Source organism: Pseudomonas sp. IT-347P (assembly GCF_949768005.1).
GTDB lineage: Bacteria > Pseudomonadota > Gammaproteobacteria > Pseudomonadales > Pseudomonadaceae > Aquipseudomonas.
This window is the reverse complement of sequence record NZ_CATKPQ010000022.1, coordinates 12,702-29,448: the sequence shown is the minus strand read 5'-3', so window position 1 is coordinate 29,448 and position 16,747 is coordinate 12,702. Positions and strand designations below refer to the sequence as shown.

Annotated in this window: 11 protein-coding genes; 4 read left to right on the top strand and 7 right to left on the bottom strand. The window is 59.6% G+C overall.

Features of this window, described 5'->3' with window-relative positions; genetic code table 11:
* The first annotated feature begins 15 nt into the window (after positions 1 to 15).
* On the top strand, positions 16 to 393 hold the full coding sequence (locus ACM6IV_RS08960) for a response regulator (protein ID WP_003225116.1): 378 nt from the start codon (positions 16 to 18) through the stop codon (positions 391 to 393).
* 102 nt (positions 394 to 495) lie between these two features.
* On the opposite strand, the gene ACM6IV_RS08955 is transcribed toward ACM6IV_RS08960, so the two are convergent.
* From ACM6IV_RS08955 to ACM6IV_RS08945, 3 genes are all read right to left on the bottom strand, one after another.
* Positions 496 to 2,166, bottom strand: coding sequence for an ATP-binding protein (locus ACM6IV_RS08955; RefSeq protein ID WP_414869649.1), 1,671 nt, complete (start codon positions 2,164 to 2,166; stop codon positions 496 to 498).
* Entirely contained in the window at positions 2,163 to 3,665 is a 1,503-nt protein-coding gene (locus ACM6IV_RS08950) for an ATPase domain-containing protein (protein ID WP_414869648.1), read from the bottom strand. Before ACM6IV_RS08950 ends, ACM6IV_RS08955 begins: the two co-directional genes overlap by 4 nt.
* Positions 3,666 to 3,796: 131 nt before the next feature.
* Entirely contained in the window at positions 3,797 to 4,852 is a 1,056-nt protein-coding gene (locus ACM6IV_RS08945; protein ID WP_414869647.1) for a tetratricopeptide repeat protein, read from the bottom strand.
* Between the two features lie 170 nt (positions 4,853 to 5,022).
* Between ACM6IV_RS08945 and ACM6IV_RS08940 the strand changes: the two genes are divergently transcribed.
* Genes ACM6IV_RS08940 through ACM6IV_RS08930 form a run of 3 tightly spaced genes read left to right on the top strand, consistent with a single transcriptional unit; the run spans position 5,023 to position 8,318 of the window.
* Positions 5,023 to 7,158 (top strand): FUSC family protein, encoded by a 2,136-nt coding sequence (locus ACM6IV_RS08940; RefSeq protein WP_414869646.1) that lies wholly within the window; start codon positions 5,023 to 5,025, stop codon positions 7,156 to 7,158.
* Positions 7,148 to 7,348, top strand: a complete 201-nt coding sequence (locus ACM6IV_RS08935) for a DUF1656 domain-containing protein (protein ID WP_414869645.1) — start codon at positions 7,148 to 7,150, stop codon at positions 7,346 to 7,348. The genes ACM6IV_RS08940 and ACM6IV_RS08935 overlap by 11 nt, the downstream gene beginning before the upstream one ends.
* Positions 7,349 to 7,352: 4 nt before the next feature.
* Positions 7,353 to 8,318, top strand: coding sequence for a biotin/lipoyl-binding protein (locus ACM6IV_RS08930; protein ID WP_414869644.1), 966 nt, complete (start codon positions 7,353 to 7,355; stop codon positions 8,316 to 8,318).
* A 197-nt stretch (positions 8,319 to 8,515) separates the two neighbouring features.
* Here ACM6IV_RS08930 and ACM6IV_RS08925 read toward each other — a convergent pair whose 3' ends face one another.
* The 4 genes from ACM6IV_RS08925 to ACM6IV_RS08910 all read right to left on the bottom strand — a co-directional run bounded on the left by ACM6IV_RS08925 (position 8,516) and on the right by ACM6IV_RS08910 (position 16,394).
* On the bottom strand, positions 8,516 to 9,937 hold the full coding sequence (locus ACM6IV_RS08925) for an efflux transporter outer membrane subunit (protein ID WP_414869643.1): 1,422 nt from the start codon (positions 9,935 to 9,937) through the stop codon (positions 8,516 to 8,518).
* Entirely contained in the window at positions 9,934 to 13,113 is a 3,180-nt protein-coding gene (locus tag ACM6IV_RS08920) for an efflux RND transporter permease subunit (protein ID WP_414869642.1), read from the bottom strand. Before ACM6IV_RS08920 ends, ACM6IV_RS08925 begins: the two co-directional genes overlap by 4 nt.
* A gap of 15 nt (positions 13,114 to 13,128) precedes the next feature.
* On the bottom strand, positions 13,129 to 14,382 hold the full coding sequence (gene mexE / locus ACM6IV_RS08915) for a multidrug efflux RND transporter periplasmic adaptor subunit MexE (RefSeq protein ID WP_414869641.1): 1,254 nt from the start codon (positions 14,380 to 14,382) through the stop codon (positions 13,129 to 13,131).
* A 272-nt stretch (positions 14,383 to 14,654) separates the two neighbouring features.
* Positions 14,655 to 16,394 carry a dipeptidase gene (locus ACM6IV_RS08910; protein WP_414869640.1) on the bottom strand — a complete coding sequence of 580 codons (1,740 nt, stop codon included), beginning with the start codon at positions 16,392 to 16,394 and terminating at the stop codon, positions 14,655 to 14,657.
* Positions 16,395 to 16,747: the final 353 nt, after the last annotated feature.

The following is a 16,747-nucleotide window of genomic DNA, read 5'->3' as shown; positions in this document are numbered from 1 at the left end:
GAACAAAGGCTTCCCATGAGCGTAGATGCACAAGATGTAGTACTCGTCGTCGAGGACGAACCGGTTATCTTGATGGTCCTGACGGATTACCTGTCAGGCCAGGGATATCGCGTGTTGCAGGCCGAAAACGGCGAGCAGGCGTTCGAGATTCTTGCGAGCAAGCCGCATCTGGACATGTTGATCACCGATTTTCGCTTGCCGGGCGGGATCTCCGGCGTGCAGATCGCCGAGCCGGCCGTGAAACTGCGCCCGGACCTCAAGGTGATTTTCATCAGCGGTTATCCGCAGGAAATCCGCGAAACCGGCAGCCCGATCACGCGTAAGGCGCCGATCCTGGAAAAACCATTCGATCTGGACGTGTTGCAGGAAAAGATTCAGGAATTGCTCGCGTAACAACGTTCAGGAGCTGCCGAATGCTGCGATCTTTTGATCTTGTTCTTGATCATCAACATCAAAAGATCGCAGCCTTCGGCAACTCCTACAGTTTCAGCGGTTTCAGCTTTTGATCATCTCCCGCACCTTGGCGGTCAGCAGGTCAAACGTGAACGGTTTGGTGATCATCTGCATCCCCGAATCGAGAAATCCTCCGCGTACTGCCGCGTGTTCGGCGTATCCGGTGATAAACAGGACTTTCAGACCTGGTCGGTATTGGCGGCCAACTTCCGCCAGTTGCCGGCCGTTCATGCCCGGCAGACCGACATCACTGATCAGCAGATCGATGCGCTGCGTCGAGTTCAGAATCGGCACGGCGCTGTCGGCATCCCACGCTTCGACATAGGCATAGCCCAGCTCACCGAGCACCGCGCAAACCAGCACGCGCACGGCCGGGTCGTCTTCGACGATCAGTACCGTTTCGCCGTCCAGCGCGTCCGGCAGTTGTTGAACATCGGGGGCGGGGCTGACCCGTTCTTCACCGCGGAAGCGCGGCAGGTAAAGCCTGACGGTGGTGCCCTCATCGATCTCGCTGTCGATCGACACATGTCCCCGTGATTGCTTACTGAAACCATAGATCATCGACAGGCCAAGTCCGGTGCCCTGGCCAATCGGTTTGGTGGTGAAAAACGGATCGAACGCACGACTGATGACACTTTGCGGCATCCCGCTACCGTTGTCGGTGACACTGAGCATCACGTAATCACCGGGTTCGAGGTTGCTGTAGGCTTCGGTAAACTCGCGCTTGAGCACCTGATTACTGGTTTCGACCACCAGTTTGCCGCCGTCGGGCATGGCATCGCGGGCATTGATCACCAGATTGAGCAGGGCGCTTTCCAGTTGATTGGGATCGGCTTCTGCGACCCACAGTTTTTCGTCCAGACGCATTTCCAATTGAATGCTTTCGTTGAGGCTGCGTTGCAGCAGCTCACCCATGGACAGCACCAGGCTATTCATCTGCACGGCTTTGGAGTCGAGCGACTGCCGGCGGGAAAACGCCAGCAAGCGATGGGTCAGACCGGCGGCGCGATTAGCCGAGGTCACGCCCAGATCAATCAGGCTGTCGAGGTCTTCCGTGCGACCACGGGCCAGACGTCGACGCAACAACTCGAGGCTGCCGATAATGCCGGTGAGCATGTTGTTGAAGTCGTGGGCGATACCGCCCGTGAGTTGGCCGACCGCTTCCATTTTCTGCGACTGGCGTAGCGCCTCTTCATTGTGGCGCAGTTGCGCGGTGCGCTCTTCGACCTGTTGCTCGAGGGTTTCCAGGGTCGACTGCAGACGCCGTTCGCTTTCACTCAGATCGATCAGCCGGTCGCGAGCTTCGTATTGTCGTCGGCGGCCGCGCAATGCAGCGGAAACCATACTGACCAGGGTCGCGGGATGAAACGGTCGTTCAAGAAACGTCACGTTACCCAACAGCTCGCTCAAGCGTGAAGAGGGGCCTTGTTCCTGACCGCCGTGATGGGTCAGCAGCACGATCGGCAGATCGGACCAGGCGGGTTGCTGTTCCAGATACAGGAACAGCGCCTCCAGTTCCGGCCCGCGCAACGCTTCGGCGGCGACCAGCAGCAGACCGGCACCGATGTCGAGTTCCGTACATAGCGAACTCAGATTGGGCGTGACGAGTCCGCCGTAACCCGCCTCGTTGAGAATCATCAGCGCAATCTGACTGTCGCGACCCACGGGCGCCAGAATCAGCGCCCGTTCGGCCAGCGGAACCTGAACCGTCACAAGTTTCCTTCCTGCAGCAACGGATTACTGGCACCGAGGTAGGTGGGGACGCCTCGCAATACACCTTGGAAGGCTTCCAGCGGTTCGCCGATGGTCATGCCTTGCGTGGAAATGCGGTATTCACGAATAGTCGATTCGTGGCTGCCGGTGCGCTTCTTGATGATCGAGATCGCGCGGCGGACCTTGCCCAGTGCTTCGAAGTAACGCAACAGAATCACCGTGTCAGCCAGATAAGTAATGTCGACCGGCGCTTGCATGTCGCCGACCAGACCATGCTGGGCGACCGTCATGAACGTCGCCGCGCCTTTGCGGTTCAAGTACAGCAACAGTTCGTGCATGTGCAGGACCAACGCGTTTTCTTCCGGCATTGCCGCCTGATAGCCGTTGATGCTGTCGATGACCACGGTTTTGATTTGCCCGTCATCGACGCAGCGCCGCACGCGATGGGAGAACTCGCCCGGCGACAGTTCGGCGGCGTCGACCTGTTCGATCAACAGATTGCCGGTGGCCTGCAATGCCTTGAGGTCGATGCCGATGTTTTTCATGCGCTCAAACAGCAGGCCCAGCTCTTCATCGAAGATAAACAGCGCGGCTTTCTCGCCACGGCCCACGGCAGCAGCGGCGAAGATCATCGAGATCAGCGATTTACCGGTACCGGCCGGGCCGAGAATCAGCGTACTGGAGCCGGTCTCGATGCCGCCGCCGAGCAGGGCGTCCATTTCCTTGATGCCGCTGGTCAGTTGCAGGCGCGCATAGTCGCCGCGATGTTCAGCCGCGACCAGACGCGGGAACACATGCACGCCGTCACCCATGATGGTGAAGTCGTGGAAACCGCCGCGATACTTTTGCCCGCGGTATTTGACCACCCGCACACGGCGTCGCTCGGCGCCATAGTTGGGTGTCAGCTCTTCGAGACGAATCACCCCGTGGGCCACACTGTGCACGGTTTTGTCGAGGGATTCGGTAGTCAGGTCGTCAAGCAGCAACACCGTCGCGTTGTACCGCACGAAGTAATGCTTGATGGCCAGAATCTGCCGGCGGTATCGCAACGAACTCTGCGCCAGCAAACGAATCTCCGACAGGCTGTCGAGCACTACCCGCGTAGGTTTGAAGCGTTCGACCGCTTCGAAAATCTGCTTGGTGGCTTCACCCAGTTCAAGGTCGGAGGAGTACAACAGGCTCTGCTGGTGCTCGGCATTGAGCAGGCTTTCCGGAGGCGTCAGCTCGAAAATCTTGATGTTGTCATCCAGCGTCCAGCCATGGGACAACGCCCCTTGCCGTAATTCGCGCTCGGTTTCCGAGAGCGTGATGTACAACGAGCGCTCGCCGGCTTTCGCGCCGGCCAGGAGAAAATGCAAAGCGACTGTGGTTTTGCCGGTTCCGGGTTCACCCTCCAGCAAAAACACATGACCGCGAGACAAACCACCGGCCAGGATGTCGTCCAGACCCCCAATGCCGGTAGCGGCTTTCGCACTGATCAACTCGTTAGAAGTAGACAAAAAATGCCCTCTCATGACTAAGGGAAGCGAGGTCGTCAACTAATCGAACGGCCTGTATCACTTGACCTTATGGCGTGATGGCAGTTCCGAACTTCCTTTCCGGATGTGTCAAACGAGCTGTCGAAAGTGCTTCAGAGGCCTTGCTGCAACGCGGGATCATCAGGGTTGAGTTGCTCCAGTTGCGCCAGCAGAATCTGTACGTTCTGCAATTGCCCGCTTTCCTTCCAGTAGTTGATCAGCAAGACCCGCGCCTTGCGGTCGGCGGGGTGGCGCTGGACGATCTCCTGCAATTGCTTCTGCGCCGCTTCCAGTTCCTCGGCGCTATGCAGGGTGGTGGCGAGGTCGTAGCGGTAATCCTTGTTGTCCGGCTCGAGTTCGACGGCTTTGGACAGGCCGAGCAGGGCGTATTCGCGCTGATCATGGTGCAACAGCCAGAGACCCAGGGCATGTTGCAGATAAGCAGAATCAGGTTGCGCCTTGAGTTGCTGGCCCAGCAGTTGCCGGGCGGCATCAGTCTGGCCCTGGCGATCAAGGACATCGATTTGCATCACCAGCGCCTGCAGATTGCCGGGTTCCAGACGCAGAGTATTGTCGAGCGCGACCTGTGCCTCTTTGAGTTCGGCATTGTGCAGATGCAGTCGGGCCAGTTGCGCGTAGTTGGCGGCGCTCTCCGGTTGCGCCTTGAGCGTTTGTTCCCAACCATCGATGGCTTGTTGCAACGGCGCGAAGTACAAGCCCAGTTCATCCGGGCTCAAGCCGAGCAGGGCGTTGATCGCGGCGAAGCGCACCGTTTGATCCTCATCATCGAGCATTGGCCCGAGCAACAGGCTGCGTTGCCCGCCCGGCACCAGGCCCACCACGCTTTTGATCGCCGCCAGCCGCACGGCGGGGGATTCGTTTTGCAGGTCCGTGTCGGCCAGTTTCAACGCTTGCGGGCTTGGATAATTAGGCAACTCCCCATGCAGCCACACCCGCCGTTTGACTGAGATGTCCGGCCGACCCAACTGTTGATACAGCTGGCGCGCCGCACCCGGTTGCCCCTTGCGCGCGGCATCCAGCGCTTCGCTATAGCCGTGCTTGATCGCATCGGGGATGACCGGGGCGGTGCTGCGCAGCGACAACCACGCCACGAGGGCGACAAGCACAAGGCCCAGGCTGATAAGCAGGTAACGGCGAGACTGAGGCATGCAGGTTTCCGAAACAGGCGTTCTTGAGCAGAGCGGCAAGCTTCGGTCAGCTCAGGCCATGAGTCAAACCCTTGCATGCGAATCGCCCTACAAACTGCGTCGACTCAGTTACCCGTCAGGCTTTCGTTGCAGTGTCTACGCTTGCAGAAGTCGTTTTGATGAGTGCGCCCATGCAAGCCCTGTTCAATTATTTCAAGGCCGTGATCCACCCCGGTCAGGCTGTCCTGCTGTTTGCCCTGCGAACCATTGCGGCAGGGCTGTTGACGCTGTATCTGGCGTTTCTGTTCGATCTCGATCAGCCCAAGTGGTCGATCATGGCGGTGGTCATTGTCAGCCAGCCGCTGGCCGGGATGGCACTGGCACGCAGTTTCGGCCAGGTGATCGGCACGACCCTCGGGGCGGCGGTGGCGGTGTTGATCATGGCGATATTTCCCCAGGCTCCGCTGCCCTTCATTACCACCCTGGCCCTGTGGCTGGCGTTGTGCACCGCCGCTGGTACGCTGTTGCGTTACACCAGTTCGCAGGCGTTTGTGCTCAGTGGCTACACCGCCGTAGTCGTGGCGTTATTGGCCATCCCGGATCAGGACGGCACGTTTCTGTTGGCGGTAACCCGTGTCACTGAAACCTTGCTGGCCGTGGCGTGCGTGTGCGTGGTCAGCCTGCTCACGGCGCGCCCGCAAGCCGTGGCGAAGGGCTATTTCGCCAAGGTCGATCAGGTGATCAAACTGGCCGCCAGCCACGCCGCCGCAGTGCTTCGTACGGAAGAAAGCGAAGCCGGGTTCCAGCGCCGGCAAATGCAGTTGCTCGGTGAGATCAGTGCCCTTGAAGGCTTGCGGCGGCACTTGTATTTCGATACGCCACGGTTGCGCAGCGCCAACCAACTGGTGCTGCTGTTGGGCAATCAACTGATGTTGCTGACCTCGCGATTGACCGCGTTACGCCATCAGCGTGAGCTGCTCACCGAGCGCTGGGAGGGTGATCTGCCGCTAGATATCCAGCGCTTGCGCGCCGAAGAACTGGCCCTGCTCGACCAGTTGGCGGAGCAGGGGCGATCACTGCCCGAACCCGCACGCCAGCACTTCGTCAAGCTGCAGCAACAGTTCGAGGCGTTGGCGTATCAGGCTGAGCAGTTGACTGAAGACATGAGCGCCACCTTGCGTTCGCTGGCCTGGGCGCTGCGCTGGGAACAGGCGCGGCTGTTGCAGCAACTGGAACAGATCCTCGAATTGAGCGATGCCATTCAGGAAGGGCGTGAGGCCAGTTGCCTCTATCGCGGACAGGTCAGCCCGCTGCATCTGGATTTCACCTTGGCGTCGATGAATGCGATCCGCGCGTTCACGGCGTTGCTGGTGGCCGGGTTGATCTGGATCGAAACGGCTTGGGACGGTGCACGTGGCGGCATGATCCTGGTGGGCATCCTTTGTTCGCTGATGGCCACGTTTCCCCGTCCACTCATGGCAGCGCAAAGTTATGCCCGAGGCCTGGGACTGGCACTGGTGGTCTCGGCGTTCTATCAATTCATGCTGGTGCCGGCGATCAGCGACTTCGAACTGTTGGCATTGCTGCTGGCGCCGCTGCTGTATGTGATCGCAGTCGGTCTGGCCAGTCCGGCAACCACGGGTATCGGCATGGGCCTGGGATTGTCAAGTTTCCTGATGCTCGGTCCACAGAATTTTGGCACCGGGCAAAACACCGCCATTCAATGGTTCGAGTTCGCCGGTGCCTATGTCAGCGCGGCCATGCTTGCCCTCGTCGTCTATGCCTGGATTTTCCCGTTTCGCCCGGCATGGCGCCTTCGCCGTCTGTATAACGAAGCGCGCGAGCAGGTGTATGCGCTGACCAAGACCCCCGCTACCGATGAGCAACAGTTTGCTTTCGAAAGCCGCATGGTCGATCGCCTGACCAGCATGCTCGGCCTGCTGCCAGCGGCGGACAGCCGGCCCACGCAGCAACTGTATGAAATCAGCCTCGCTTGTGTGGCTCTGGGTGTAGCAATGCATCAGTTGCGGCTGCAGGCACATGACAACGAGCTGCTGACGGACGCCTTAAATCAGCGCCTGGCTTCTGCGGTGCGCAAGACCGGGCGCTTTGTCGCCGGTCGGCAAGACGTTCAACTGTCGCCATTGTTGGCGACCCTGCACACATTGGGCGACGAGCTGGATGAGCTGCACGTCGCCAGCCATGCGCATGTGTGGTCACTGTTTCGTATGCGCGTCGCCTTGCTGATTGTCGTGTCATTTCTGCAGCGCCACGGTGACGCTATCCAGCGTTCTGTTCCGGAAGGAGAAGCAGCCCTTGCCCATTGATTTCGAGATCGGCGGTGTCTATCTGCCGCCCATTGCCCAGGCGTTATTGTTGGCTATCCCGATATTCATGATGCTGGACTGGGGATTGCGACGTCTGGGTGTGCTGCGTCTGGTCTGGCATGAGGCGCTGTTCGAAGGTGCCTTGTACGCCTGCGTCTGTGCCGCATTGATTTTGCTGATGGGAGCCTGATGCCTTGAAACTGCTATTCACGCGATTGATCACATTGGCGGTGGTGCTGCTGGCGATCGTGCTCGGCTGGTTTGCGTGGGAACATTACACCCGCGCACCGTGGACTCGGGACGCCAGGATCAGGGCAGATGTGGTGACGCTGTCGGCGGATGTCTCCGGGCGCATTGTCAGTCTGGCGGTGCAGGACAACCAACATGTCGACAAGGGCCAACTGTTGATGGAAATCGACCCGGCGCGCTATCGCCTCGCGGTGGAGCATTCGCGCCGCTCGGTGGAGGTGGCGAAGGCAACGCTGGGCCAGTCGCAAGCGGCGATCGTTGCCAGCGAAGCCTTGCTCAAGCAGCGGCAAAGCGAAGAGCGTCGGCGGCGTACGCTCAAACAGGGGTTTGCGATTTCCGGGGAGGAGTGGGAGAAATCCAGTACCGATGTAGCGGTGGCCCAGGCGGACCTGTTGCGCAATCAGGCCAATCTCGGCCTGGCCGAGGCCAACGTGCAGTTGGCGATTGCTGCGTTGACCCAGGCCGAGCTGGATCTGCAGCGTACCCGCGTCGAGTCTCCGGTCAGTGGCTACGTCACAAACCTGCTGACCCGTCAGGGCGATTACGCGGTAGCCGGTGGCGCGCTATTGGCCCTGGTCGACAGTGATTCGTTTTACGTCAGTGGCTACTTCGAAGAAACCAAATTACCGCGGATCGAAGAGGGTGATCGGGTACGGGTGCAATTGATGAGCGGTGAGACTTTCGGCGCCACCGTGCAGAGCATTGCCTTCGCCATTGCCGACCGGGAAAACGCGCCGGGTAGCCGACTGCTGGCCAACATCAACCCGAGTTACACCTGGGTAAAACTCGCGCAACGGGTGCCGGTGCGGATCGAAATCGATGCCGACTATGCCGGCAAGACCCGTTTGCGTGCAGGCACCACGGCAACCGTCACGGTGCTGGAAAACCCCCAATCTGAAGAACACCGTTAAACCTGAAGGAGCGAGCCTGCTCGCGAAAGCATTGGATCAGTCCCGATGGTGTCGCCTGACACAGCGCATTCGCGAGCAGGCTCGCTCCCACAAGAGTTCATTGATCAAAAATCAAAAAAAAGCCCCGCGACCGAATGATACGCGGGGCAAAAAAATTGGTTGGTTGCGGCCAACCAAAGGAGCTCTTTAACAATCGGTTATTTGCTGGCGACTGTCTCCGGTTGCCAGCCACCGCCAAGGGCCTTGTAGATCGCAACAATGCCGCGATACAGGTCGACTTCGGCCTGGGCCTGGCTGTCTTCGGCGTTCAGACGTTCACGCTGTGCGTCGAGCAGCACGAGGAAGTCAGTAGTGCCTTCGCGATAGCGGATTTCAGCGAGGTCGGCAGCCTTGCGGCTTGATTCACTCTGACGGATCAGCGAGATCAGGCGTTGCTGACGCTTGCCGTAATCGCTGAAGGCGTTTTCCGATTCTTCCAGTGCCAGCAGCACTTGTTGCTCGTAAGTCGCCAGTGCGCCTTCGGCTTCAGCATCGGCGCCACGCAAACGGGCGCGTACGCTGCCAAGGTCGAACGCCGCCCACGTGATGCTCGGGCCGAGTGCCCAGGCGTTGGCCGCCGAGGAACCGATCTGCGAACCACGCCCGGCCGTCCAGCCGAGGAAGCCGCTGAGGCTGACCCGTGGGAACAGATCGGCTTTCGCCACGCCGATACGCGCCGTGGCTGATGCCAAGTTGCGTTCAGCGCTGAGAATGTCCGGACGACGTTGCAGCAGTTCACCCGGATCGCCGATCGGGAGCGCTTTGGCAATTGCCGGCAAGTCTTTCGGGCTCAGGTCGACGGTCAGCTTGTCCGGACGCTCGCCGAGCAGGGTGGCGATGCGGTTTTTCTGCCGTACCTGTTCCGCCTGCAGTTGCGGCACGCTGGCTTCAACGTTGGCCAGACGCGCATCGGCGCGCTCTACATCGAGCTGATCACCGACACCGGCATCACGCAGGCTTATGGTGATCTTGCGCGACTCCTGCTGATTGTTCAGGTTGGCCACAGCGATCTTCTCGCGCAGTTGCGCACCGCGCAGTTGACCGTAAGCGTCCACCAGTTCGGCAATCATGGTGACTTGCAGTTGATACAGATCGGCTTCGGCGGCTTGCTGGTCGGCGTCACTGGCTTCCAGATTGCGCTGGATGCGACCAAACAGGTCCAGTTCCCAGGCCATGTCCAGCCCGAGGTCATAGCGTTCGCTATTGACCCGGTCGGTGGTCTGGCCGGGAATCTGCCCCTTGCCAAGGTCACTGCTGGCGCGGCTGGTGATGGTCGGCATCGCATCGTTGCTGGCGTCGTCGCGGATCGCCCGGGCGGCTTTCCAGCGGGCGAATGCCACGCGCAGTTCACGGTTGCCTTGCAGCGATTGGGTCACCAACTGGTTGAGGGTCGGATCGTCGAATTGCTGCCACCAGATGCCTTCGAATTTTGAACGGTCGAAGTTCTTTTGCCCGGCGGCGCCGTCGGTGACGGCCGTGATGTTGGCCGCCTCCGTGGCTGGGGTCTTGTAGTCGGGGCCGACGGCGCAGGCACTGAGGGCCAGCACCAGCAGACTCGGCAGGAAGACTTTCAGACTCATTGTTGCGCCTCCAGTTTCATGGCCTTGGCCGCTTTGCGGGCCTCACCGCGTTCGACAAAGTTACGGATCAGTACGTAGAACACTGGCGTCAGCAGCAGACCGAAGAAGGTCACCCCGAGCATCCCGGAGAACACCGCCACACCCATGGCGTGACGCATCTCGGCACCGGCACCGCTGGAGAACACCAGTGGCACCACACCCATGATGAACGCAAAGGAGGTCATCAGGATCGGCCGCAGACGCAGACGGCAGGCTTCCAGTACTGCCGCGAGCGGGTCGAGGCCTTCCAGCTGTTTATCCTTGGCGAACTCGACGATCAGAATTGCGTTCTTACAGGCAAGTCCCACCAGTACGATCAAGCCGATCTGGGTGAAGATGTTGTTATCACCGCCGGAGATGATCACACCAGTGATGGCTGACAGCAGGGTCATCGGTACGATCAGGATCACCGCCAGTGGCAGGCTCCAGCTTTCGTATTGAGCGGCGAGCACCAGGAACGCCAGCAGTACGCAGAGCGGGAACACGAACAGCGCCGTGTTGCCGGACAGAATCTGCTGGTAGGTCAGGTCGGTCCACTCGTAGGTCATACCGTTCGGCAACTCATCCTTCAGCAGTTTTTCGATGGCTTTCTCGGCCTGGCCGGAGCTATAGCCCGGGGCAGCCGCGCCGTTGATTTCTGCAGTGATGAAGCCGTTGTAGTGCATCACGCGATCCGGACCCGAGGTGTCGCTGACCTTGATAAAGGTCGCCAGCGGGATCATTTCGCCTTTGTTGTTACGCACTTTCAGCTGACCGATCTGATCGGATTCGAGGCGGAACTGTTGTTCGGCCTGAACGTTGACCTGATAGGTGCGACCGAAGCGGTTGAAGTCGTTGGCATACAGCGAACCCAGGTAAATCTGCAGGGTGTCGAAGATGTCGCTGACGGCCACGCCGTGAGTCTTGGCTTTTTCACGGTCGATGGCGGCATCGACCTGCGGCACGTTTACCGTGTAGCTGGTGAACAAGCCCGCCAGTTCCGGCACGTTGTGGCTCTTGTTGATGATGTTCATGGTTTCTTTGTACAGCTCGTCGTAGCCCAGGTTGCCCCGGTCTTCGATTTGCAGGCGGAAACCACCAATGGTGCCCAGACCTTGTACCGGCGGTGGCGGGAAGATCGCCATGTACGCCTCTTGAATGTTCGCGTACTGGCCGTTCAAGGCACCGGCAATCGCACCGGCGGACATGCTCGGGTCTTTACGTTCGTCAAACGGTTTCAGGGTCACGAACACGATGCCGGCGTTCGGGCTGTTGGTGAAGCCGTTGATCGACAGGCCCGGGAACGCCACGGCGCTTTCCACACCTGGCTGTTTCAGGGCGAGGTCGGACATGCGCTTGATCACGTCTTCGGTGCGGTCCAGGCTTGCGGCGTCCGGCAATTGCGCGAAGGCCACCAGGTATTGCTTGTCCTGGCCGGGTACGAAACCGGTCGGCGTGCTGGAGAAACCGAAGAAGGTCAGCACCATCAGGCCTGCATAAAGCAGCAGGGCGATGCCGCTGCCACGGATGACCCGGCGCACGGTGCCGACGTAGCCATGGCTGGCACGGTCGAAGAAGCGGTTGAACGGACGGAACAACCAGCCACCGAAGATCTTGTCGAGCACCCTGGAGAAGCGGTCTTTCGGTGCGTCATGGCTTTTCAGCAACACAGCGGCCAGCGCTGGCGACAGGGTCAGCGAGTTGAACGCCGAGATCACGGTCGAGATGGCGATGGTCAGTGCGAACTGCTTGTAGAACTGCCCGGTCAGGCCGGAGATGAACGCTGCCGGTACAAACACCGCACACAGCACCAGTGCCGTCGCGATGATCGGGCCGGTCACTTCACGCATCGCCCGTTTGGTCGCTTCGACCGGTGTCAGTCCCAGCTCGATGTTCCGTTCGACGTTCTCCACCACCACGATGGCGTCGTCCACCACGATACCGATTGCCAGCACCAGGCCGAACAGTGACAACGCGTTGAGCGAGAAGCCGAACAGGTGCATGACTGCAAACGTACCGATCAACGATACCGGCACCGCCACCAGCGGAATGATCGAAGCGCGCCAGGTCTGCAGGAACAGGATCACCACCAGCACCACGAGAATCAGTGCTTCGAAGAGTGTGTGAACCACCGCCTCGATCGAGCCGCGCACGAAGATCGTCGGGTCATAGACGATGCTGTAGTCCATGCCTTGCGGGAAGCCTTTCTTCAGCTCTTCCATCTTGCCGCGAACTTCGTTCGAAATATCGATGGCGTTGGAGCCTGGACGCTGGAAGATCGGGATCGCTACAGCGGGCTGGTTGTTCAACAACGAACGCAGGGCGTATTGGCTGGAGCCCAGTTCAACGCGAGCGATGTCCTTGAGGCGAGTGATTTCACCGTTGTCGCCGGAGCGAATGATGATGTTCTCGAACTCTTCCTCGGAGACCAGACGCCCTTGAGTGTTGACCGACAGCTGGAAGCTCTGGGCATTCGGGGCAGGGGGCGCGCCGAGTTGACCGGCCGCGACCTGGCGGTTCTGCTCACGAATCGCGGTGACCACATCGGTCGCAGTCAGGTTGCGCGACGCCGTCTTGTTCGGATCGAGCCAGACGCGCAGCGAGTAATCGCCCATACCGAACAGTTGCACGTCGCCGACACCACCCAGACGAGCGAGCTCATCCTTGATGTTGAGGATCGCGTAGTTGGACAGGTAGAGCATGTCGTAGCGCTTGTCCGGGGAGGTCAAGTGCACAACCATGGTCAGGTCGGGCGACGCCTTGTCGACGGTGATACCGATGCGCGTCACTTCCTCGGGAAGCTTCGGCTCGGTTCGGGTCACCCGGTTTTGTACCTGCACCTGCGCGTTGTCCAGGTCAGTGCCCAGGGCGAAGGTGATGGTCAGGGTAATCTTGCCGTCGGCGGTCGACTGCGAGGACATATAAAGCATGTTCTCGACGCCGGTGATGGCCTGCTCAAGCGGAGCGGCCACGGTTTCACCGATGACTTTTGGGTTGGCGCCCGGGAAGTTGGCACGTACCACCACGGTTGGCGGCACGACTTCCGGGTATTCGCTGATCGGTAGCTGGAACAGCGAGATCGCACCAGCGATCAGGATCAACAGCGACAGCACCGCTGCGAAGATCGGCCGTGAAATGAAGAATTGGGAAAAATTCATCGGAGTTGTCGTCCCTTAACCGCGTGGGGTCGTAGCAGCCAGCTTCACAACCGAACCAGACGCGCCTTTGGCAGGGGCGACTTTGGGCAGGTTGCTGGCTTCCAGCGCTTGACGTTGTTGAGCGAGTGCCGCGATGGTCTGTTCGCTGGCCATCGGCACCACTTCAGGAGTGACCGGTGAGCCAGGACGAACCCGTTGCAGACCCTTGACGATGATCGTGTCGCCTTTGTTCAGGCCGGTACGGACGATGCGCAGGCCTTCGATTTTCGGACCCAGTTCGACGGCGCGATACGCGGTTTTGTTGTCCGCATCCATCACCAGCACGAATTTCTTGCCGAGGTCAGTGCCGACCGCTTCGTCGTTGATCAGCATGGCGTTGTAGGTGCCGCTGCCGACCAGTTTCAAGCGGGCGTAGAGGCCCGGGGTATAGGTGCCGTCGCTGTTGTCGAACACTGCACGGCCACGGATGGTGCCGGTTTTCGGGTTGACCTGGTTGTCGACGAAGTTCATCTGACCGAGGTGCGGGTTGCCGTCTTCGTTGGACAGGCCCATGTACACCGGAGTGGTGGCGCCGCGCTGGCCGTTGCGGGCGAGTTGGGTGTATTTGAGGAACACACGCTCGTCGGCGTCGAAGTAGGCGTAGACCTTGTCAGTGGAAACGACACTGGTCAGCGGCGTGGTGTCGGCTGTTACCAGGTTACCGGCGGTGATCTCGGCACGGCTGACGCGGCCACTGATTGGCGCGGTGACGCGGGTGAAGCTGAGGTTCAGTCTGGCCAGGTCCAGTTGCGCTTGCAGGGCACCGACGGCGGCGCGGGCTTCCTGAGCGGCGCTGGTGCGCGAGTCGGCCAGTTCGGCGGAGATGGCGTTGCTGGCACGCAGGCGTTCCCCTCGGCCGGCTTCGTTTTCACTGCGGGTGGCGTTGGCGCGAGCTTGGGCGACCAGAGCTTCGAGGCGGCGTACCTCAGCCTGGAACGGACGCGGATCGATCTGGAACAGCAAGTCGCCTTTCTTGACCAGGGCGCCTTCAGTGAAAGCCACCTCGTCGATCTGGCCGGAGACCCGTGGACGGATTTCAACGGTTTCCGGCGCTTCGAGGCGCCCGGTGAATTCGTCCCACTCGTTGACCGGTTGTTCCAGCACTTTGGCCACGCTGACTTTCGCAGCAGGCATCGTGGCGGCAGTCTCCGGAGTCTTGCCGCAGGCGCTCATCACCAGCACGGCCAACAGGGCCAAGGGGAAGCGCAAATGTTTGAGTGACTGTTCCATGGATGCATCCGCCAATGTATTGAAGATGGGCGGATGATGCTCGGCGGGGTGTGGTGGCACGAATCGAATGAAGCAAAGGTAAATATCACTCGGAATGATATAAGGCCCGACCGAGCTCTCTAGCATGCACCTTTCGTTAGGTGGCTATCAATCTCTCTGAAGGCAATTCTGTGTTGCCCTGTGTGCAAAAGTCAGGGGCGAGGCTGCGCGGCGGGGATTATGCGGAGATTAAAAATGCCGAACCCGCCATGGCGGCGGGTTCGACAATACGATCAGAGCTTCGGCAACTGGCCGATGCGGCCAATCATTTCAGTCACGATCTGCAGATCCAGCTGGAATTGCTCCACGGTCTTGAACTCGCCATCGGTGTGCCCGGTGTACTTCACATTCGGCATGGCCAGACCGAATTGCACGCCATTCGGCAGTTCATGCACCGAGGTAGCGCCGGCGGAGGTGCCGAACTCGTGTTTCATGCCGAGGTTTTCCGTCGATACCGCCAGCAGCGCCTTCACCCACTCACCCTCGGGGTTGCGGTACATCGGTGCGGCAACTGAATAGTCGAAGGCAACGGCGACGTGGCTCTTCTTGCTCCACTCTGCCAGTTTCTCAGCGATTTCAGCCTTGAGCTTCTCCGGCGACTTGCCCTTCGGAACGCGCAGATTGACCGCAAGTTTGAAGGCTTTTTCGTCCATGCCGACGTAGGTTGGTGACGTCGTCAGCGGCCCCATGAAAGCATCGGAAAAACCGACCCCCAGCTTGTTGCCGAGGTAATCCAGGCCCCAATTGTCGGCAGCGTAACGCGCAGCATCGGTGATGTGGTTGTGCTTGAACGCGACTTTGCCATCAAGGCTATTGATAAAGACCAGCATCCGCGCGACCGGGTTGACCCCGGATTCGGGCTCGGAGGAGTGCGCAGATACGCCAGTCACGGTCAGTTTGACGTCTTTGCCGTCGACCTTTGCGCTGACCTGGAAGTCGCCACCGTTGCGCTTTGCAAACTCGTCACCAGCCTTTTGCAGGCTGGCAGCCAGTTCGGCAGGCTTGTCGGTGACCAGGGTGGCGACCGACGCCGACGGAATCTGGTTGGTCGCCAAGCCACCGGTCATCGAGGTGATCTCCGCACCTTTGCCTTCACCTTTGCGCTTGGCAAAGTTGGCCATGACGGTGCCGTAGCCTTTCTCGGCAATCACCACCGGGTAACCGCCGTCCAGCGCCAGATTGTAGTTCGGCGTCGGATTGCGTTCGAAATAGTAGGGGATCGCGTCGCCGCTGGTTTCTTCGGTGGTGTCGACCAGCAGCTTGAAGTTGCGTACCAGTGGCAGCTTTTCCTCTTTGATGACTTTCATGGCATACAGCGTGACCACGATACCGTTCTTGTCATCCTCGGTGCCGCGACCATACATGCGATCGCCGATCAGGGTGATCTTGAACGGGTCGAGGCGGGTACCATCCTTGAGCACCCAGTTTTCCGGCGTCACCGGCACCACGTCGGCGTGCGCATGAATGCCCACCACTTCATCGCCGCTGCCGTCGAGGGAGATCTCGTAGACGCGGTTGTCGATGTTGCGGAATTTCAGATTGAACGACTCGGCAAGGCTCTTGATCTTCGCCGCAATCTTGATGAATTCCGGGTTGTCGTGCTGGGCAACGCCGTCCTTGCGAAAAGTCGGGATTTCCACCAGTTCGCGCAGGGTTTCGGTGGCGGCAGCGCTGTATTTCGCTCGCGTGTAGATACCCAGCAGACGATAGATTTCGTTCTGCTGATCGGCAGTCAAAGTCTTGTTGTCGAGGTAAGCACCCATAGCCGGGCCAATGTCGGCGCTCTTCGCCAGATCGCTCTTGCCCAGATTGTCGAGGAACTGGCGGAAGTCGGTGGCTTTGTCGGCGCTGTAGGTCTTGAGAATTTCAGCGCTCTGTTGCGGGGTGATATTGGCTTGCGCGGGTGCAGTGAAGGCGGCAAGGCCGGCCAGCATCAACGTGGTGGCAGCCAGTTGCTTGAAAGGGAAATTCATTGAGAAGGGCATTCCTTTGCAGGGCAGTGAGTCAGGCGTGTCTCAAGGTTGAGACACATACACTTACAAACTAACACCGTGCCAGAGCGTTGCGGGAGTCCTTAAACGGGATCTGTCGCACAGAAATGCAAAAGAGGCGCACAAATGAAAAACTATTTCGAGGTTGATCTACCCGTGGACGGAGTCATTTACTCAACCTTTGCCTGTATTCGACTTTACGAGTTCGAAAGAATTGAAGCTTTGGGTTGTGCCGTTTTGTATAAAAAGCCGCAAGTTGTTACTCCCCGAGACATCACCTTTGGGTCGGTGTCTGTATGGCAGTGAAACTCGCGAATTTTTGGAGCGGGACCGAT

Excerpts from the sequence above, each read along its gene's own strand:
- ACM6IV_RS08925 (WP_414869643.1), bottom strand. The coding sequence starts at position 9,937 with ATGAGTCTGAAAGTCTTCCTGCCGAGTCTGCTGGTGCTGGCCCTCAGT.
- ACM6IV_RS08945 (WP_414869647.1), bottom strand. The coding sequence starts at position 4,852 with ATGCCTCAGTCTCGCCGTTACCTGCTTATCAGCCTGGGCCTTGTGCTT.
- ACM6IV_RS08960 (WP_003225116.1), top strand. The coding sequence starts at position 16 with ATGAGCGTAGATGCACAAGATGTAGTACTCGTCGTCGAGGACGAACCG.
- ACM6IV_RS08910 (WP_414869640.1), bottom strand. The coding sequence starts at position 16,394 with ATGAATTTCCCTTTCAAGCAACTGGCTGCCACCACGTTGATGCTGGCC.
- mexE (WP_414869641.1), bottom strand. The coding sequence starts at position 14,382 with ATGGAACAGTCACTCAAACATTTGCGCTTCCCCTTGGCCCTGTTGGCC.
- ACM6IV_RS08920 (WP_414869642.1), bottom strand. The coding sequence starts at position 13,113 with ATGAATTTTTCCCAATTCTTCATTTCACGGCCGATCTTCGCAGCGGTG.
- ACM6IV_RS08940 (WP_414869646.1), top strand. The coding sequence starts at position 5,023 with ATGCAAGCCCTGTTCAATTATTTCAAGGCCGTGATCCACCCCGGTCAG.